The sequence below is a fragment of the Kangsaoukella pontilimi genome, assembly GCF_009830125.1.
GTDB classification, from domain to species: domain Bacteria; phylum Pseudomonadota; class Alphaproteobacteria; order Rhodobacterales; family Rhodobacteraceae; genus Kangsaoukella; species Kangsaoukella pontilimi.
The window spans coordinates 325,326-340,367 of sequence record NZ_WUPT01000002.1 but is presented as its reverse complement, the minus strand read 5'-3'; the positions used below and the strand labels follow the sequence as shown (position 1 = coordinate 340,367).

Sequence of the window (15,042 nt, the reverse complement as noted above, 5' to 3'; positions counted from 1 at the left end):
TACCATGGACTTGGAGAAGTTCACGGAGCGGTCGCGCGGCTTTTTGCAGGCGGCACAGACGATCGCCCTCAGGGAAAGCCACCAGCGGCTTCTTCCCGAACACCTGCTGAAAGCATTGCTGGATGACGAACAGGGGTTGGCCTCCAACCTCATCAAACGCGCAGGCGGCGCGCCCGAGCGCGTTGTCGAAGCCGTCGACATGGCACTGGCCAAGACGCCGAAGGTCACCGGTGACGCCGGTCAGGTCTATATGGACGGCCAGACGGTCAAGGTTCTGGACGAGGCCGGGAAGATCGCCAAGAAGGCGGGCGACAGCTTCGTTCCGGTCGAGCGCATTCTCACCGCGCTTGCCGTCGTCCGGTCGAAAGCCAAGGACGCGCTGGACGCGGGTGCTGTCACGGCACAGGCGCTGAACGCCGCCATCAACGATGTCCGCAAAGGCCGGACCGCCGATACCGCTTCGGCAGAAGAGGGCTATGACGCGCTCAAGAAATACGCCCGCGACCTGACCGAGGCCGCACGCGACGGCAAGATCGACCCGATCATCGGTCGGGACGAGGAAATCCGCCGCGCGATGCAGGTTCTCAGCCGCCGGACCAAGAACAACCCTGTTCTCATCGGTGAGCCCGGCGTCGGTAAGACCGCCATCGCCGAAGGCCTTGCCATGCGGATCGTCGACGGTGACGTGCCCGAAAGCCTGCGCAACAAGAAACTCCTGGCGCTCGATATGGGCGCGCTCATTGCCGGTGCGAAATACCGGGGTGAGTTCGAGGAGCGTCTCAAAGCCGTGCTGAACGAGGTGACTTCGGCAGCAGGCGAGATCATCCTTTTCATCGACGAGATGCACACCCTCGTGGGCGCGGGCAAAAGCGACGGCGCGATGGATGCGTCGAACCTTCTCAAGCCGGCACTTGCGCGGGGCGAGCTGCACTGCGTCGGGGCGACCACGCTGGACGAGTACCGGAAGTACGTCGAAAAAGACGCGGCACTGGCCCGGCGGTTCCAGCCGCTCATGGTGAACGAGCCGACCGAGACGGACACCGTCTCGATCCTGCGCGGCATCAAGGAGAAGTACGAGCTTCACCATGGCGTGCGGATCTCTGACGCGGCGCTGGTCGCGGCCGCGACGCTGTCGAACCGCTACATCACCGACCGGTTCCTGCCGGACAAGGCCATCGACCTTGTGGATGAGGCCGCGTCGCGGCTTCGGATGGAGGTCGACTCGAAACCCGAAGAGCTTGACGCGCTCGACCGCGAAATCCTGCAAAAGCAGATCGAGGCCGAAGCGCTGAAAAAGGAAGACGACCGCGCGTCGAAAGACCGGCTGGAGAAGCTGGAGCGCGACCTGTCCGATCTTCAGCAGCGGTCGGCCGAGATGACCGCCAAGTGGCAGTCCGAGCGCGACAAGCTGGAATCGGCCCGTGACCTGAAAGAGAAACTCGACCGCGCGCGCGCCGAGCTTGAGCAGGCCAAGCGCGAGGGCAACCTGCAACGCGCGGGCGAACTCAGCTATGGCGTCATTCCGGGTCTTGAAAAGCAACTGACCGAGGCCGAAGCCGCCGAGGACGACATCATGGTCGAAGAGGCCGTCGGACCCGAGCAGATCGCGGAAGTGGTCGAGCGCTGGACCGGCATCCCGACCTCCAAGATGCTGGAAGGCGAGCGCGAGAAGCTTCTCAAAATGGAAGAAGAACTCGGCAAGCGCGTCATAGGTCAGCGTCAGGCGGTGCGTGCCGTCTCGAACGCCGTCCGCCGGGCCCGCGCGGGTCTTCAGGACGAGAACCGGCCGCTTGGCTCGTTCCTGTTCCTCGGCCCGACCGGCGTCGGCAAGACCGAGCTGACCAAGGCGCTGGCCGAGTACCTGTTCGACGACGAGCACGCGATGGTCCGGATCGACATGTCCGAATTCATGGAAAAGCACGCCGTCGCCCGTCTTATCGGCGCGCCTCCGGGCTATGTCGGCTATGACGAGGGTGGCGTTCTGACCGAAGCCGTGCGCCGGCGGCCCTATCAGGTCGTCCTGTTCGACGAGGTCGAAAAGGCGCATCCCGAGGTCTTCAACGTGCTTCTGCAGGTGCTCGACGACGGCGTTCTGACCGATGGTCAGGGACACCGGGTCGATTTCAAGCAGACGCTGATCGTTATGACGTCGAACCTAGGCTCTCAGGCGCTCAGCCAGCTTCCCGAAGGCTCGGACGCCAGCGACGCCAAGCGCGATGTGATGGACGCAGTCCGGGCGCATTTCCGGCCCGAGTTCCTGAACCGTCTCGACGACATGATCGTCTTCGACCGGCTGACGCGGGCGGATATGGACGGCATCGTCTCGATCCAGCTTGGCCGCCTCGAACGGCGTCTGGCCAAGCAGAATATCGGGCTGGAGCTGGACGAGGCCGCGCGGACATGGCTGGCGGACGAAGGCTATGACCCTGTGTTCGGCGCCCGGCCCCTGAAGCGGGTAATCCAGCGCGCCCTTCAGGACCAGCTGGCCGAGATGATCCTGGCCGGTGACGTGAGCGATGGCGAGACCGTTACGGTTACCGCCGGGTCGGATGGGCTCCTGGTGGGCGACCGGGTCTCGACCTCGAACCGCAGGCCGCCGGACGAAGCGGTCCTGCACTGAACCATCGAAAGCCCCGCGCCAGCCGCGGGGCTTTTTCTTGGCGATTGCTCCCGATCGAAACGGGTCCTAGGTTGCGAGCATTGATCCTTCGCACGAGGGGCCGAGCGCCCCGTCCGAGACCCCTGACATGACAAGCGCCAAGACTCCGCCGCATATCGGCACGCTCATCCTGATCGTCGCGATGGCGACCCTGTCGCTGAACATGTTCCTGCCCGCGCTCGCTCATGTGGCCGAGGATCTGGGAACCGACTATGGCACGATCAGCATCGCCGTCGCCGGGTATCTTGGCGTGACCGCCTTCATTCAGCTCATGGCAGGCGCACTTTCGGATCGGTTCGGGCGACGGCCGGTCATGCTTGTGGCGATCATCATCTTTGTCCTCGCATCCCTCGGCGCGCTTCTGGCGCAGGATGTCGTGACCTTCCTTGTCTTCCGTATGTTCCAGAGCGCGGTCAGCGTCGGCCACGCGATATCGCTTGCCGTGGTCCGCGACACGACGCCGGCACGGGAGGCAACAGCGAAAATGGGGACGATCAGCATGGTCATGGCCGTGGCGCCCATGATCGGACCGACCCTTGGCGGCGTGCTGGACCAGTTCCTCGGGTGGAGGGCGATCTTCGGCAGCTATGTCATCCTGGGCCTGGCGCTGTTCGTACTCGCGTGGATCGATCTGGGTGAGACGCGGCCCCGGACCACCTCCCAAGCGCCGCGCCCGCCCGTGTTGCGGCTTTTGAAGAGCGTGCAATTCTGGGCCTTCGCCCTTTGCACGGCCTTCTCGGTCGGTGCGTTCTTCATTTTCGTCTCGGCGGTCCCGCTTGTCGCGACCGAACGCTATGGCCTGTCCTCGGCACTGGTGGGAATGGGCGTCGGCAGCATCACGGCGGGTTTCATGGCAGGCGCCGCGATCACCCGGCAGGTCGGCGCGCGTTTTCCGATTACCCTGATGATGCGGCTTGGCCGGACTCTGGCCTGTCTCGGGCTCTTGGCGGGTCTGCTGATCGCCATGGCCGAGCCTGCGTCGCCTCTGTTCCTGTTCGGGGCGACGATCTTTGTCGGTTTCGGGAACGGCCTGTCGATACCGGGGAGCAACACGGGTGCCATGTCCATCGAGCCGGCGCTGGCCGGAACTGCTTCCGGCATCGCCGGCGCGCTGGTCGTCGGGATGGGTGGCGTCCTGACCTATGCTGCCGGCCTGACCATCGAAGCGTCGCCCACCCCGGCCACGCTGATTGGTCTGATGCTGGCTGCCACGGCCGCATCCCTCGCCACAGCCTTCATAGCGAAAGAGCCCGCCGGGGAACTTCCCGTCGGGCCCGAAGCGGCGGCTCAGGCGGGCCGCCGCGCATGAAACGGCGTCAGGCCGTCTGGTCGTCGAGCTTGGCGTCCGGCGCGTTCTTGGCCACCGAGGCGATGCCGTTGTCGCGTGCCGACGTGCTCTCGTAGCTTTCGCTGGTGCCGATCACCTGGCCGTTCGACGCTTTGAGGTTGAAGCGCGCCTTGCCGCCCTTCGTCTCGGTCCGGTCGAACCGCGCGTCGATCTGGCTGTTCTTGCGCACGGACTCGATGCCGTTCATGCAGCTTGCCTTACGCTTATAGCCTTCGCTCGCCAAAATGATCTGGCCGTTCCCTGCCTTCAGACGGAACCGGAACTCACCTGCCTTGTCCTTGTAGACCTCGAATTTGCCTGCCACCGGACGATCTCCCTGGGTTGAAACAACTTGCGAGACCGTTATCCCGCAGCTTTTAAGAAAATCAAAGTCTTCAAGACCCGAGGGCTCTGCGAAGGCTATTCTTTCGTGCAAGCGTTGCTTTTGGGACTCGCAGAGCCGGATTTCGAGTTTCTGGAAACAGTCATTGGTCATTTGGGCGCTTTGTTTCCAAGATTGTCGGAGAGCTTGGCAGCTTGACGCCCATTCGCTCAAATTGGATCGGCTCACCACAATCGTGCCGCAAAGTCATCACAATTGACCGCCACATCATGCGCATCGTGACCACATGGTCTTTGAGAGAGGGGGCGCGAAAGCGCGAATTCGATGAGCAAGATTCACAGAATTGCAGGCCTCAGAATTTCACGTGTCGAACCGGTCATTTTTTCCGCCGCAGATGAAGAGATGTGGGAACCCAAGGACGCGCTTCCCGAGCTGGAGCCTCCCGAGGATCGGCTGCGTCGCTCGAAAACGCATATCTTCGCGTCGGACACGATTTCCCTGACCCATAGCTCGGCGATGGAAGACGTCTTCGCGCCCAAGGAACGTGAAGAGCACAAGGACTTCACCGCACGTGCGACGGTCTATGTGATGAACATGATCGTCATGGTCATGGCCCTGCCCGTCGGCCTTGCGCTCCTGGCGTTCAACATCCTCGGTGGAGAGAACCTGCGGACCACAGCCCATGTCATTGCACTGACGGGCATGGCGACGGCACTGGCGCAGACGCCGGGCGGGATGCAACTTCTGTCGATGTTCTAAGGCGTCTCACGCCCTCGGGTCACGCGCTCCAGCGTGGCCCGCTGTTCCGCCGTCAGATCGGCGATCTCCACAAGTACCGTATGGATCGCGAATACGATTGCGCCGGTCCTGGGCAGCTTCCGAAGCGTCTGCCGCTCCGAGCGGAGAAACCGCCCCTCATCCGACAAGTGCCTTTCGCCCGACGCTTCGGCCTTGGGGCTGTGGAGACGCGGATGATCATAAAGAAGCGCGTTGGCCCGCCAGAGCGGAGTCTCGGGCCGCATCCTGTCGAACATACGCTGCACCCGGGGCGCGACAGTGTCGCCATACTCGCGCACCGGGCGATGGATGCGCGTCATCGGGCGCCCGATCTTTTCCGACAGTGTCCAGCTTGCCGGAAAACAGAGGATGGCACCTGTCAGCACATGCTCGTCACCAACGATGCGCTGAAGGATGCAGACATCCTCCTGAACGAGCCGACCGATGGTCAGCAGAGGCCGCGCCCGGTCCACCGGGACGAGCATGCCGTCCGGTCTCAGAACCGTGCTCTCTGTTTTCTCGTAACCCTGCGTCTGCCCACAATGCCCGAGCACGAACTCAAGACACTCCGCCGCCGCCTCTTCTGCTTCGGGCAGCATCGCGTGGACATCAGCTGGCCGACCGGCGATCAACCCATCCCGCAGCGCCATCTGTCCTGCGAAAGCGTCGCTGACGCGAAGCCAGTCTGCAGGGTCGAGAGGGAATGTGCCGGGAAGCCGCCAGGCGACGGGGTCGAGCCAGGGGGCTACGTCAAGAGAGCGGTTGAGGACAGGTGTTTCCACAAGAGCCTTCTAGCGCCGCCCCAGCCCGAAGGCGATGGGCCGCGGCCTCAACCGTGCTCTTTCAAAAGACGCTGCTTCTGACGGTTCCAGTCGCGTTTGGCTTCGGTCTCGCGCTTGTCCGGTGCCCTCTTGCCCTTCGCCACGCCGATCTTCACCTTCGCGATGCCGCGATGGTTGAAATACAGCACCAGCGGAACAAGCGTCATGCCCTTGCGCTGCGTGGCGTTCCAGAGATCTGAAATCTCTTTCTTCGACGCCAGAAGCTTACGCCGACGACGATCCTCGTGCCCGAACATCGCCTGCTCATAGGGCGCGATATAGGCGTTCACCAGCCACAGCTCGGTCCCGTCCACCTCGGCATAGGACTCGGCGATATTCGACTGCCCGGTCCGAAGAGACTTCACTTCTGAGCCCATAAGCTGGATGCCGCATTCCAGATCGCGGTCGATCGTATAGTCGAAACGCGCGCGCCGGTTCTCGGCGATCACCTTGTAATTCGGGTTGTCGGGTTTGCTGGCCATGATCCGGGGCAGATAGGGGCTGAAGCGCTGCCTGTCCAGTGGACTTGACCCCGGCCAAGCATGCGGGAACATGGGATCATGCTGACCCAGCTTGCCCTCGGAAGCGTTCTGACGCTTGCCACCATCATCATCGCAACGCTTTCCTGGTGGGCGTTGGAGGCGGTCCTGATCCGCATGCATGGCTGGTCGATCCGCCCGCCTCACGGTCCGCGGCTGATGTTCGTACTTGCCCTGTCGCTGGTCTGGACCCTGATGATGATGACCGTCGCGGTCTGGGTCTGGGCCATCGCGCTGCTGGAGCTTGGGATCTTCGCCACGCTGGAAGCGGCAGTCTATTTCGCACTGGTTGCGTTCACGACGCTCGGCTTCGGGGACGTCCTGCTACCGCAGGAATGGCGCCTTCTGGGCGGCATGGCGGCTGCGAACGGGCTGCTGATGTTCGGGCTTCTGACCGCGATCCTCGTCGAGATCCTGCGCGATACAAGGCTGCGCCAGCGAGGCGGCCGTCACTAGCTGGCGGTCACCGCGCGTCTGCCGCGCGCGAGGATGTAAAGACCGGACAGGACAACGATCAGGCTGCCCACAATGGTGGGCGTGTCCAGCGTCTCGCCGAAGACGACGACCCCAAGTGTGATCCCGAAGAGAAGGCGCGAATATCGGAACGGTGTCACCGCCGAGACGTCGCCCGTCCGCATCGCCAGCGTCAGGGACGCATAGCCAGAGACCCCGAAGACCACTGCAAGCGCCATGTAGGCGCCTGCGCTGCCCGCCGGCAGGACGAAAGGCACGCCCTCGAAGAGACGATAGATCAGCCCGGCTGCGACGATGCTCAAAAAACCCCAGACGCCCAGCGCCGCCGTTCCCAGCACCTTGGGCGCGGCCCGCGTGGCGAGGTCGCGACCGGCAAAGCCCAGAAGCCCCAGCACAGCGAGGATGGAGAGCGGCGTAAAGCTCTCGGCGCCGGGACGCAGGATGATCATCACCCCAGCCAAACCGATCAAAATCGCAGTCCAGCGCCGCCAACCGACCTGTTCGCCAAAGACCAGAGCCGCACCGGCCACCACGACGATGGGCGTGGCCTGCAGGATGGCCGTGGCAGAGGAGAGCGGCGTCAGGACGATGGCCAGCGTGTAGAACAAGCGGCCCATGACCTCGAACGCAGTCCGGACCGCCATTGTGCGCCCGAAGGCGGCGCGGGGAAACACGGTCTCGCCGCGCGCCAGGGCGAGAAGCGCGAAAACCGCCGCGCCGCCTGCACCGAACAGAACCATGACCTCCGCCGCCGGAAGGCTGACCCCCGCAGACTTCAGGAACATGTCCTCGACCGCGAACCCCGCCATGGCAGCCACCATCCAGAGGCTGCCGACAAGGTTCTCGCGGCCCGTCGCGCTGGCGAAGGTCTGGCTCAGTTCAAAAGCCCCGCGTGGACCATGGCGTCACGGATCGCCGCCTTGGTGCTGTCGGACAGCCCGACGAGCGGCAGACGCACCTCTTCGCTGCACTTGCCGAGCAGCGACAGCCCGTATTTCGCGCCCGCAAGGCCCGGTTCGAGGAAAATCGCGGTATGCAAAGGCATCAGACGGTCCTGAAGGGTCAGCGCCTTGGCATAGTCCCCGGCCAGCGTCGCCGCCTGGAACTCGGCGCAAAGGCCGGGCGCGACGTTCGCAGTCACGCTGATGCAGCCGACGCCGCCATGGGCGTTGAACCCGAGGGCCGAGGCATCCTCGCCCGAAAGCTGGACAAAGTCGGCGCCGCAGGTCTGGCGCTGCTTGGACACGCGGGTCACGTCGCCGGTCGCGTCCTTCACGCCGATGATCCGGGGCAGCTTGGCCAGCTCGCCCATGGTCTCTGGCGTCATGTCGATGACAGAACGGCCCGGAATATTGTAGATGATGATCGGAATGTCCGCGGCATCATGGAGCGCACGATAATGCGCCAGAAGACCGGCCTGGGTCGGCTTGTTGTAATAGGGCGTCACGACAAGCGCGGCATCCGCGCCCACCTCGGCCGCATGCCGCAGAAGACGGATACCCTCGATCGTGTTGTTCGACCCCGCGCCCGCAATTACCGGCACCCGGCCCGCCACAGCCTTCACGACTTCTTCGATCACGGTTTCGTGCTCGGAATGGCTGAGCGTGGGGCTTTCGCCTGTCGTGCCAACGGGTACGATCGCGCTCGACCCCTCGGCAATGTGCCACTCGACCAGCGATTTAAGCGTATCGAGGTCCAGTTTGCCGTCCCGGAACGGGGTGACGAGAGCTGGCATGGAACCTTTTAGCATGCGCTTATCCTTTCGGTCGTACGGTCGCTGAAATGCGGCGCGCGGAACCTATCTTCCGACGGGTGAATTGCCAAGATCACATGAAAATGGTTTTATCTTACCGCTGAGGGGCGAATGACGAACGGACCGGCATCCATGATCAAGGCCCTCGCAAGCGCCCTTTTCCTCTGTCTTTTCAGCGGCATGTCGGCCGCACAAACCTCGCCCGAGGTGGATCTGTTCGAGCGCTCGCTCGACCGTTTGCGCGCCGGTGACTGGCGCGAGGCGCTGATTCTGGGCGAAAGCGCCGGGGCGGTCGCCCGCGATGTGGTCGAATGGCACCGGCTTCGCGCAGGGCTTGGCGACTTCGACGCCGTCCAGAGCTTTGTCGAGCGGCGCGCCGACTGGCCGGGCCTCAGGCTCTTGCGACGTGAAAGCGAAGAGGCCGTGCCCATCGCCGCCCGCCCTGAAGAGGTGCTGGCCTTTTTCGCGGACACGCCCCCCCAGACCGGCGCAGGCGAACTGGCGCTGATCGAAGCCTATCGTGCGCTCGGTCAGCCGTCCGATGCCGAGGCCGAGGCGGTCCGCGCCTGGCTGACCGCGATCCTGTCCGAGGCCGATGAAAGCGCCATCCTCGCCCGCTATGGCGAGGCGCTTCAGCCGCATCATATTGCACGGCTGGACATGCTGCTCTGGCGGAACGCGCGGCAGGCGGCCGAACGGATGTACCCCCGCGTGCCCGAAGCGCAGCGCGCGCTGGCGCGGGCGCGTCTGGCCCTCCGCGCGGATGCGGACGGCGTCGACGCCCTGATCGACGCAGTGCCCGCACCGCTTGCCGACGATCCCGGTCTTGCCTTCGAGCGGATGCAATGGCGCGCCCGCAAGGGGCGTAACGACGACGCGATCGCTCTGATGCTCGAACGTAACGGCTCGGAACTGGGCCAGGCGGAGAGCTGGGCCGGTTGGCGCCGTGCCTTCGTCCGGACAGAAATGCGGGCCGGGCGCGCAGATGTCGCATATCGGCTGGCAAGCGCGCATGGCTTGGCCGACGGGTCCTCCTTTGCGGACCTCGAATGGCTGTCTGGATACATCGCGCTGACCTACCTGAACCGGGCCGACACCGCGCTCGACCATTTCCGGCGGTTCCGCGCATCGGTCGCTTCACCCATTTCGCTCGGTCGTGCGGGCTATTGGGAAGGCCGTGCACATGAGGCACTGGGCGATGTCGAAAACGCACGGCTGGCCTATGCGTTCGGCGGCGAATACCAAACCAGCTTCTACGGTCTTCTGGCCGCCGAAAAGGCCGGCATCCCTCTCGACCCGATGCTCACGGGCCGCGAGACCTTTCCGAACTGGCGCCTGACCTCCTTCGCGGAATCTTCGGTCTTCGAGGCGGCACGCCTTTTCATCGCGGCGGGCGAACGCAATCTTGCAGAACAGTTCCTGACCCATCTGGCCGAAAGCCTGAACGAGGACGAGCTTGGCAGTCTCGGCGCCTATCTCGACCGCGAGGGCGAGCCGCATCTGGCTCTGATGGTTGCCAAGATGGGCGCTCAGCGCGGTCGCGTGATCCCGGCGGCTTATTTCCCGGTGGTGGACCTCGACATCGGACAGCTTCCGGTGCCGGGCGAACTGGCGCTGGCCATCGCCCGGCGGGAAAGCGAGTTCGATCCCGTCGTGACCAGTGGCGCGGGCGCGCGCGGCCTGATGCAGGTCATGCCCGCCACCGCGCGTGCCGTCGCCGCAGAGTTGGAGATCGATTATGACGGACGCCGCCTCCTGAATGACCCCGTCTACAACGCCCGGATCGGCACCGCCTATCTGGACGAGTTGATGGAGGTTTTCGACGGTAACCCGGTCATGGTGGCCGCCGGATATAACGCCGGCCCGGGGCGACCCTTCCGCTGGATGACCGAGCGTGGCGATCCCCGGCGCGGGCAGATGGACATGATCGACTGGATCGAACACATCCCCTTCAACGAGACGCGGAATTACGTGATGCGCGTCACCGAAAGCCTGCCCGTCTACCGCGCCCGCCTCACGGGTGAAGTCGGGCCGATCCGCTTTTCGGAGGAGCTCCGCGCAATGCCCGGACACGAACGGCAGGCGATCAAGGGCGAGCTGATCCGCCCGCGCGCGCGGCCAGCCATCCTGACAGACTAGCGCAGCGCCCGGCCCTTCATGATCGCGTCCTGCCCGAAGCGGGCGCGAATTCGGTCCGTGGCACGCTCGGCCTCGGCCCGCTTGCCGGCCTGCGGGTCAAGAAGGTCACCGCTTACGTCAGCTCCATCGGCAGGCCCGAGATGGGACAGGCCCACGCCGATCAGCCGATATGGCCCCTTGTCGCCCACCTGATCAAACAGCGCCCGCGCTGTCCGGTATATGCGATCCGCGATCTGGGTGGGTGAATCCAGACTGCTCCGCCGTGTCAGGATCTTGTGGTTCGCCTGCTTCAGTTTCAGCGTCACGACGCGCCCCGCCATATCCCGCGCCTTGGCGCGGTCAGCCACATGCTCGGCCAACCGCCAGATATGGCCGTCCAGCACATCGGCATTTGCCGTATCTTCGCCGAATGTCGTCTCGTGCGAGATCGACTTGACCGGCGCATTGCGCGTGACCTGCCGGTAATCCTCGCCCCGTGCGAGATGCCAGAGCCGTTCGCCCATGCCGCCGAACCGCGCGGTCAGGTCCTGTTTCTCCCACCGGTGGAGGTCGGCAAAGGTTCGGATACCAGCGTTCTCGAGGGACGCTTTCGTCTGTTGCCCCACGCCCCAGATCAGGCTGACCGGTCGCGGCGTCAGGAACGCCACCGTTTCGGCACGGCCGATCACGGAAAACCCGCGCGGCTTGTCCAGGTCCGAGGCCACCTTGGCCAGAAACTTGTTGTGGCTGAGGCCGATGGACCCGCTCACGCCCAGCTCCGTCTCCATCCGCCGCACCAGCCCGGCCAGCATCACGGCAGGCGGTTTGCCATGGAGCCGTGCGGTGCCGGTCAGGTCGAGGAACGCCTCGTCCAGCGACAACGGCTCGACCACCGGCGTCAGGTCATCCATCATCGCCCGGATCTGACGACTGACCTCGACGTATCGCTCCATCCGCCCTTTCACGACGACGGCATCGGGGCAAAGCTGAAGCGCCTTGAACATCGGCATGGCCGAGCGGACACCCCGGATGCGCGCGATGTAACAGGCGGTCGAAACCACGCCCCGCCGTCCGCCGCCGATGATGACGGGTTTGTCCCTGAGCGTCGGGTCATCGCGCTTTTCGACGGACGCGTAGAAGGCATCGCAATCCATATGCGCGATCGACAGGTCGAAAAGCTCGGGATGAGACATGATACGTGGACGCGCGCAGGCGGGGCAGCGCGCGCCACGGTCGAAAACGTGCAGACAATCCCGGCAAAGCGAAGGCATGATGGGCCAGATATATCAGGCGGAACGAAACCCGAACAGGTTAAGTCCTATATGACCCTTTCCTTTCATGGCGCCAAGCTGGCAATTCTTGCAGGCGACGCCATCGTCACAATCCAGCGCGACGACATCCCCGGCTTGGCCTGGGCCGGCTACTGGGACCTGCCCGGCGGCGCCCGCGAAGGGAACGAGACACCGGAGGAGACTGTCCTGAGAGAAACAGAGGAGGAACTGGGGCTCTCACTTGCGCCAAACAGGCTTCACTGGGGGATCGAGAGCACGTCGCCGCCCAACACCGTCTGGTTCTTCGTCTGCGAATGGCCCGATTTCGACCCTGCCCATATCCGCTTCGGCGATGAAGGTCAGCGATGGGCACTGGCCCCGCTAGGCTGGTACATGCGGCAGGCCCGAGCCATTCCCACGCAACGGGCGCGTCTCGGGGCCTATCTGAACCGTCGCGACACGATCCGAGGCGCCGTGTCACCCGCGTGACACTTGGCGGCGGCTTTGACCGGGCACTTAAACATGTGTTGATCTGACCCCTGTCATTCGGAACTGTCCGCGCGGGGCGCATTGATCGAGACGGTTCATGGAAGACATTTTAGCAACGCTTGGCGGCGGTGGGATCGCGACGATCCTCTTCGCCCTCTTCATCATTCTCTGCGTCTACAAGGGCGTGCGCATCGTGTCGCAGTCCGAAAAGCACGTGGTCGAGCGGTTCGGGCGGCTTCGGACCGTTCTGGGACCGGGCATCAACTTCATCGTCCCGTTCCTAGACCGGGTAGCGCATGAAATTTCCATCCTCGAACGGCAGCTTCCCAATGCCAGTCAGGACGCGATCACGGCGGATAACGTGCTGGTGCAGGTCGAAACCAGCGTCTTCTACCGGATCATCGAGCCCGAAAAGACGGTCTACCGTATCCGTGACATCGACGCCGCCATCGCGACAACCGTGGCCGGCATCGTCCGCGCCGAAATCGGCAAGATGGAACTGGACGAGGTGCAGGCCAACCGCTCGCAACTGATCTCGACCATCAAGGAAGCGGTTGAGGAAGCCGTCGACAACTGGGGGATCGAGGTTACGCGGGCCGAGATTCTTGACGTGAACCTCGATCAGGCGACCCGCGACGCAATGCTTCAGCAGTTGAACGCCGAGCGCGAACGCCGCGCGGCGGTCACCCGTGCAGAAGGCCAGAAACGCGCGGTCGAGCTCAACGCCGATGCCGAGCTTTATGCCGCCGAACAGGCAGCCAAGGCACGCCGCGTTCAGGCGGACGCCGAAGCCTACGCCACCGGCGTCGTGGCGCAGGCCATCGCGGATAACGGTCTGGAGGCGGCGCAATACCAGGTGGCCCTGAAACAGGTCGAGGCTTTGAACGCCCTCGGCGCCAGCCCGTCATCTTCAACGGTGGTCGTGCCAGCCAACGCGCTCGAAGCCTTTGGTGACGCATTCAAGATGCTCGGAGGGCGGCGCTGATGTGGTCCGTCTGGTGGGTCTGGATGGTCGCCGCGCTGGCGCTCGCCTTCGTCGAGGTTCTGGCGCCCGCGCAGATTTTCCTGGGCTTCGCGATTGGCGCAGCAGTAACCGGAATCGCCCTGCTGCTCGGGGTGCCCTCCATGGCGACATCTCTGCCTTTGACGCTGATCGTCTTTGCCATCGCCTCGCTTGTGGCGTGGATCGTCGTGCGCAAAGTCGTGGGCGTGCGCCCCGGTCAGGTAAAAGTCTGGGACCGGGACATCAACGAGGACTAGCAGACCTTATTGCAAATCCGCGAAGGCGGCTTCGATCCCGGCTATCGCCTTTTCCAGCGTCGGACGCGGTAGCGCGACGTTGAAGCGCATATGCCCCGAGCCTCCGGAGCCGAATTGCGGGCCGGGGCTCGGCACGACCTTGGCCTGGTTCAGAAGGCGCGACATCAGCTCTTCATTGTCCATCCCGGTCCCGGTGAAATCGACCCAGGACAGGTAGGTCGCACGCATGTCCAGAACGCTGACACCGGGAAGCGCGCCAACACGGTCCCTGAACAGCGCGAAATTATCCGCAATATAGGCCCGCGCAGTATCCGACCAGTCACCGCCTTCGGCATAGGCCGCGGTCAGCGCGGCCATTCCCAGCCGGTTGGGAGACCCGTACCGCGCGCGCAACAGCGGATCAAGCCGCGCGCGGAGCGCCCTGTCCGGCACGATCAGCATACCGGTCTTCAGTCCCGCGATATTGAACGCCTTGGACGGCGCCGTCACGACCACAAGCCGGTCCAGAACCTCGGGCGCGGCAACCGCCGTCGGCACCGGTCTGGTGCCTGGATAGGACAGGTCCATATGAACCTCGTCCGAAATCATGATCAGATCGTGCCGCTTGCAGAAATCGGCAACGGCCCGGATCTCGTCTACTGTCCAGATGCGCCCACCCGGATTATGCGGCGAACAGAATGTAAGGATGCGCTCTTTCCCGGTCAGCGAACGCTCAAGCGCGTCAAGGTCCATCTCATGGCGGCCATCCACGACCTTCAACGGGCTTTCCAGAACAGTACGGCCGACCGCTTGCGTCTGATGTGCAAACTCGTGGTAGGCGGGCGGAAAGACGATGACGCCGTCGCCCTTCTCGCTGAAGATTTCGATCGTATCGACAAAGCCCGACATCACACCGGTGGTGTATCGGATGATGTCCGGGTCGACCTCCCAACCGTAGCGGGACCTGGCCCATTCGGCGAAAGCGGCACCGGCCCGGCGGGTGTCGGCGAAGTAACCCATGTAACCGCGCTCGACCTCGGCTCGGAGTGCCGCAAGGATCGCGGGCGCAGCGGCAAAGTCCATGTCGGCAACCCACATCGGAATGAGGTCCGGATCGTCAGTGCCATACGCGCGCGCGATGTTATCGTACTTGGATGTATTCGCACCGCGAAGAGGCAGTGGCGTATCGAAATCGTAACCCATTAACTTCTGTCCTCGACTGTCGGAGCGCG

General features: G+C 64.0%; 15 protein-coding genes. 8 read left to right on the top strand and 7 right to left on the bottom strand.

Annotated features, from left to right (window positions below):
* Positions 1 to 4 precede the first annotated feature (4 nt).
* Both clpB and GQ651_RS11110 read left to right on the top strand, forming a co-directional pair.
* Positions 5 to 2,620 (top strand): ATP-dependent chaperone ClpB, encoded by a 2,616-nt coding sequence (gene clpB, locus GQ651_RS11115; protein ID WP_160764324.1) that lies wholly within the window; start codon positions 5 to 7, stop codon positions 2,618 to 2,620.
* Positions 2,621 to 2,747: 127 nt separating this feature from the next.
* Entirely contained in the window at positions 2,748 to 3,968 is a 1,221-nt protein-coding gene (locus tag GQ651_RS11110) for an MFS transporter (RefSeq protein ID WP_160764323.1), read from the top strand.
* Positions 3,969 to 3,975: 7 nt separating this feature from the next.
* On the opposite strand, the gene GQ651_RS18910 is transcribed toward GQ651_RS11110, so the two are convergent.
* Complete coding sequence (locus GQ651_RS18910; protein WP_319637406.1) at positions 3,976 to 4,311, bottom strand: YegP family protein; 336 nt, start codon at positions 4,309 to 4,311, stop codon at positions 3,976 to 3,978.
* A gap of 342 nt (positions 4,312 to 4,653) precedes the next feature.
* Here GQ651_RS18910 and GQ651_RS11100 point away from each other — a divergent pair, with 342 nt between their 5' ends.
* The gene (locus tag GQ651_RS11100; RefSeq protein ID WP_160764322.1) at positions 4,654 to 5,088 is read left to right on the top strand and encodes a hypothetical protein; all 435 of its coding nucleotides are present in this window, start codon (positions 4,654 to 4,656) and stop codon (positions 5,086 to 5,088) included.
* On the opposite strand, the gene GQ651_RS11095 is transcribed toward GQ651_RS11100, so the two are convergent.
* Both GQ651_RS11095 and smpB read right to left on the bottom strand, forming a co-directional pair.
* The gene (locus GQ651_RS11095; RefSeq protein WP_160764321.1) at positions 5,085 to 5,888 is read right to left on the bottom strand and encodes a heme-dependent oxidative N-demethylase family protein; all 804 of its coding nucleotides are present in this window, start codon (positions 5,886 to 5,888) and stop codon (positions 5,085 to 5,087) included. The two genes, GQ651_RS11100 and GQ651_RS11095, sit on opposite strands and share 4 nt — an antisense overlap.
* A 47-nt stretch (positions 5,889 to 5,935) precedes the next feature.
* Entirely contained in the window at positions 5,936 to 6,409 is a 474-nt protein-coding gene (gene smpB / locus GQ651_RS11090; protein ID WP_160764320.1) for an SsrA-binding protein SmpB, read from the bottom strand.
* Between the two features lie 60 nt (positions 6,410 to 6,469).
* Between smpB and GQ651_RS11085 the strand changes: the two genes are divergently transcribed.
* On the top strand, positions 6,470 to 6,922 hold the full coding sequence (locus GQ651_RS11085) for an ion channel (RefSeq protein ID WP_227258147.1): 453 nt from the start codon (positions 6,470 to 6,472) through the stop codon (positions 6,920 to 6,922).
* Here the strand turns inward: GQ651_RS11085 and GQ651_RS11080 are convergent.
* Positions 6,919 to 7,749 carry a DMT family transporter gene (locus tag GQ651_RS11080; RefSeq protein WP_406565457.1) on the bottom strand — a complete coding sequence of 277 codons (831 nt, stop codon included), beginning with the start codon at positions 7,747 to 7,749 and terminating at the stop codon, positions 6,919 to 6,921. The genes GQ651_RS11085 and GQ651_RS11080 overlap by 4 nt on opposite strands.
* A gap of 65 nt (positions 7,750 to 7,814) precedes the next feature.
* The gene (gene dapA / locus GQ651_RS11075) at positions 7,815 to 8,690 is read right to left on the bottom strand and encodes a 4-hydroxy-tetrahydrodipicolinate synthase (protein ID WP_160764318.1); all 876 of its coding nucleotides are present in this window, start codon (positions 8,688 to 8,690) and stop codon (positions 7,815 to 7,817) included.
* A 135-nt stretch (positions 8,691 to 8,825) separates the two neighbouring features.
* Here dapA and GQ651_RS11070 point away from each other — a divergent pair, with 135 nt between their 5' ends.
* On the top strand, positions 8,826 to 10,832 hold the full coding sequence (locus GQ651_RS11070) for a lytic transglycosylase domain-containing protein (RefSeq protein ID WP_160764317.1): 2,007 nt from the start codon (positions 8,826 to 8,828) through the stop codon (positions 10,830 to 10,832).
* On the opposite strand, the gene GQ651_RS11065 is transcribed toward GQ651_RS11070, so the two are convergent.
* A complete protein-coding gene (locus tag GQ651_RS11065; protein WP_160764316.1) occupies positions 10,829 to 12,082 on the bottom strand; it encodes a DNA polymerase IV in 1,254 nt (417 codons plus the stop codon). The two genes, GQ651_RS11070 and GQ651_RS11065, sit on opposite strands and share 4 nt — an antisense overlap.
* Positions 12,083 to 12,133: 51 nt before the next feature.
* On the opposite strand from GQ651_RS11065, the gene GQ651_RS11060 reads away from it, so the two are divergent.
* The 3 genes from GQ651_RS11060 to GQ651_RS11050 all read left to right on the top strand — a co-directional run bounded on the left by GQ651_RS11060 (position 12,134) and on the right by GQ651_RS11050 (position 13,831).
* Positions 12,134 to 12,571 carry an NUDIX domain-containing protein gene (locus GQ651_RS11060; RefSeq protein WP_160764315.1) on the top strand — a complete coding sequence of 146 codons (438 nt, stop codon included), beginning with the start codon at positions 12,134 to 12,136 and terminating at the stop codon, positions 12,569 to 12,571.
* 97 nt (positions 12,572 to 12,668) lie between these two features.
* Positions 12,669 to 13,556: an SPFH domain-containing protein gene (locus GQ651_RS11055; protein ID WP_160764314.1), complete on the top strand. Its 888-nt coding sequence runs from the start codon at positions 12,669 to 12,671 to the stop codon at positions 13,554 to 13,556.
* Positions 13,556 to 13,831, top strand: a complete 276-nt coding sequence (locus GQ651_RS11050; protein ID WP_227258146.1) for an NfeD family protein — start codon at positions 13,556 to 13,558, stop codon at positions 13,829 to 13,831. The genes GQ651_RS11055 and GQ651_RS11050 overlap by 1 nt, the downstream gene beginning before the upstream one ends.
* Before the next feature lie 6 nt (positions 13,832 to 13,837).
* Here the strand turns inward: GQ651_RS11050 and GQ651_RS11045 are convergent, their stop codons facing one another.
* Complete coding sequence (locus tag GQ651_RS11045) at positions 13,838 to 15,013, bottom strand: MalY/PatB family protein (RefSeq protein ID WP_160764313.1); 1,176 nt, start codon at positions 15,011 to 15,013, stop codon at positions 13,838 to 13,840.
* Positions 15,014 to 15,042: the final 29 nt, after the last annotated feature.

Coding starts and splice junctions, on each gene's coding strand:
- clpB (WP_160764324.1), top strand. CDS start 5: ATGGACTTGGAGAAGTTCACGGAGCGGTCGCGCGGCTTTTTGCAGGCG.
- GQ651_RS11110 (WP_160764323.1), top strand. CDS start 2,748: ATGACAAGCGCCAAGACTCCGCCGCATATCGGCACGCTCATCCTGATC.
- GQ651_RS11100 (WP_160764322.1), top strand. CDS start 4,654: ATGAGCAAGATTCACAGAATTGCAGGCCTCAGAATTTCACGTGTCGAA.
- smpB (WP_160764320.1), bottom strand. CDS start 6,409: ATGGCCAGCAAACCCGACAACCCGAATTACAAGGTGATCGCCGAGAAC.
- GQ651_RS11085 (WP_227258147.1), top strand. CDS start 6,470: ATGCGGGAACATGGGATCATGCTGACCCAGCTTGCCCTCGGAAGCGTT.
- GQ651_RS11080 (WP_406565457.1), bottom strand. CDS start 7,749: ATGGCGGGGTTCGCGGTCGAGGACATGTTCCTGAAGTCTGCGGGGGTC.
- dapA (WP_160764318.1), bottom strand. CDS start 8,690: ATGCTAAAAGGTTCCATGCCAGCTCTCGTCACCCCGTTCCGGGACGGC.
- GQ651_RS11070 (WP_160764317.1), top strand. CDS start 8,826: ATGATCAAGGCCCTCGCAAGCGCCCTTTTCCTCTGTCTTTTCAGCGGC.
- GQ651_RS11065 (WP_160764316.1), bottom strand. CDS start 12,082: ATGCCTTCGCTTTGCCGGGATTGTCTGCACGTTTTCGACCGTGGCGCG.
- GQ651_RS11060 (WP_160764315.1), top strand. CDS start 12,134: ATGACCCTTTCCTTTCATGGCGCCAAGCTGGCAATTCTTGCAGGCGAC.
- GQ651_RS11055 (WP_160764314.1), top strand. CDS start 12,669: ATGGAAGACATTTTAGCAACGCTTGGCGGCGGTGGGATCGCGACGATC.
- GQ651_RS11050 (WP_227258146.1), top strand. CDS start 13,556: ATGTGGTCCGTCTGGTGGGTCTGGATGGTCGCCGCGCTGGCGCTCGCC.
- GQ651_RS11045 (WP_160764313.1), bottom strand. CDS start 15,013: ATGGGTTACGATTTCGATACGCCACTGCCTCTTCGCGGTGCGAATACA.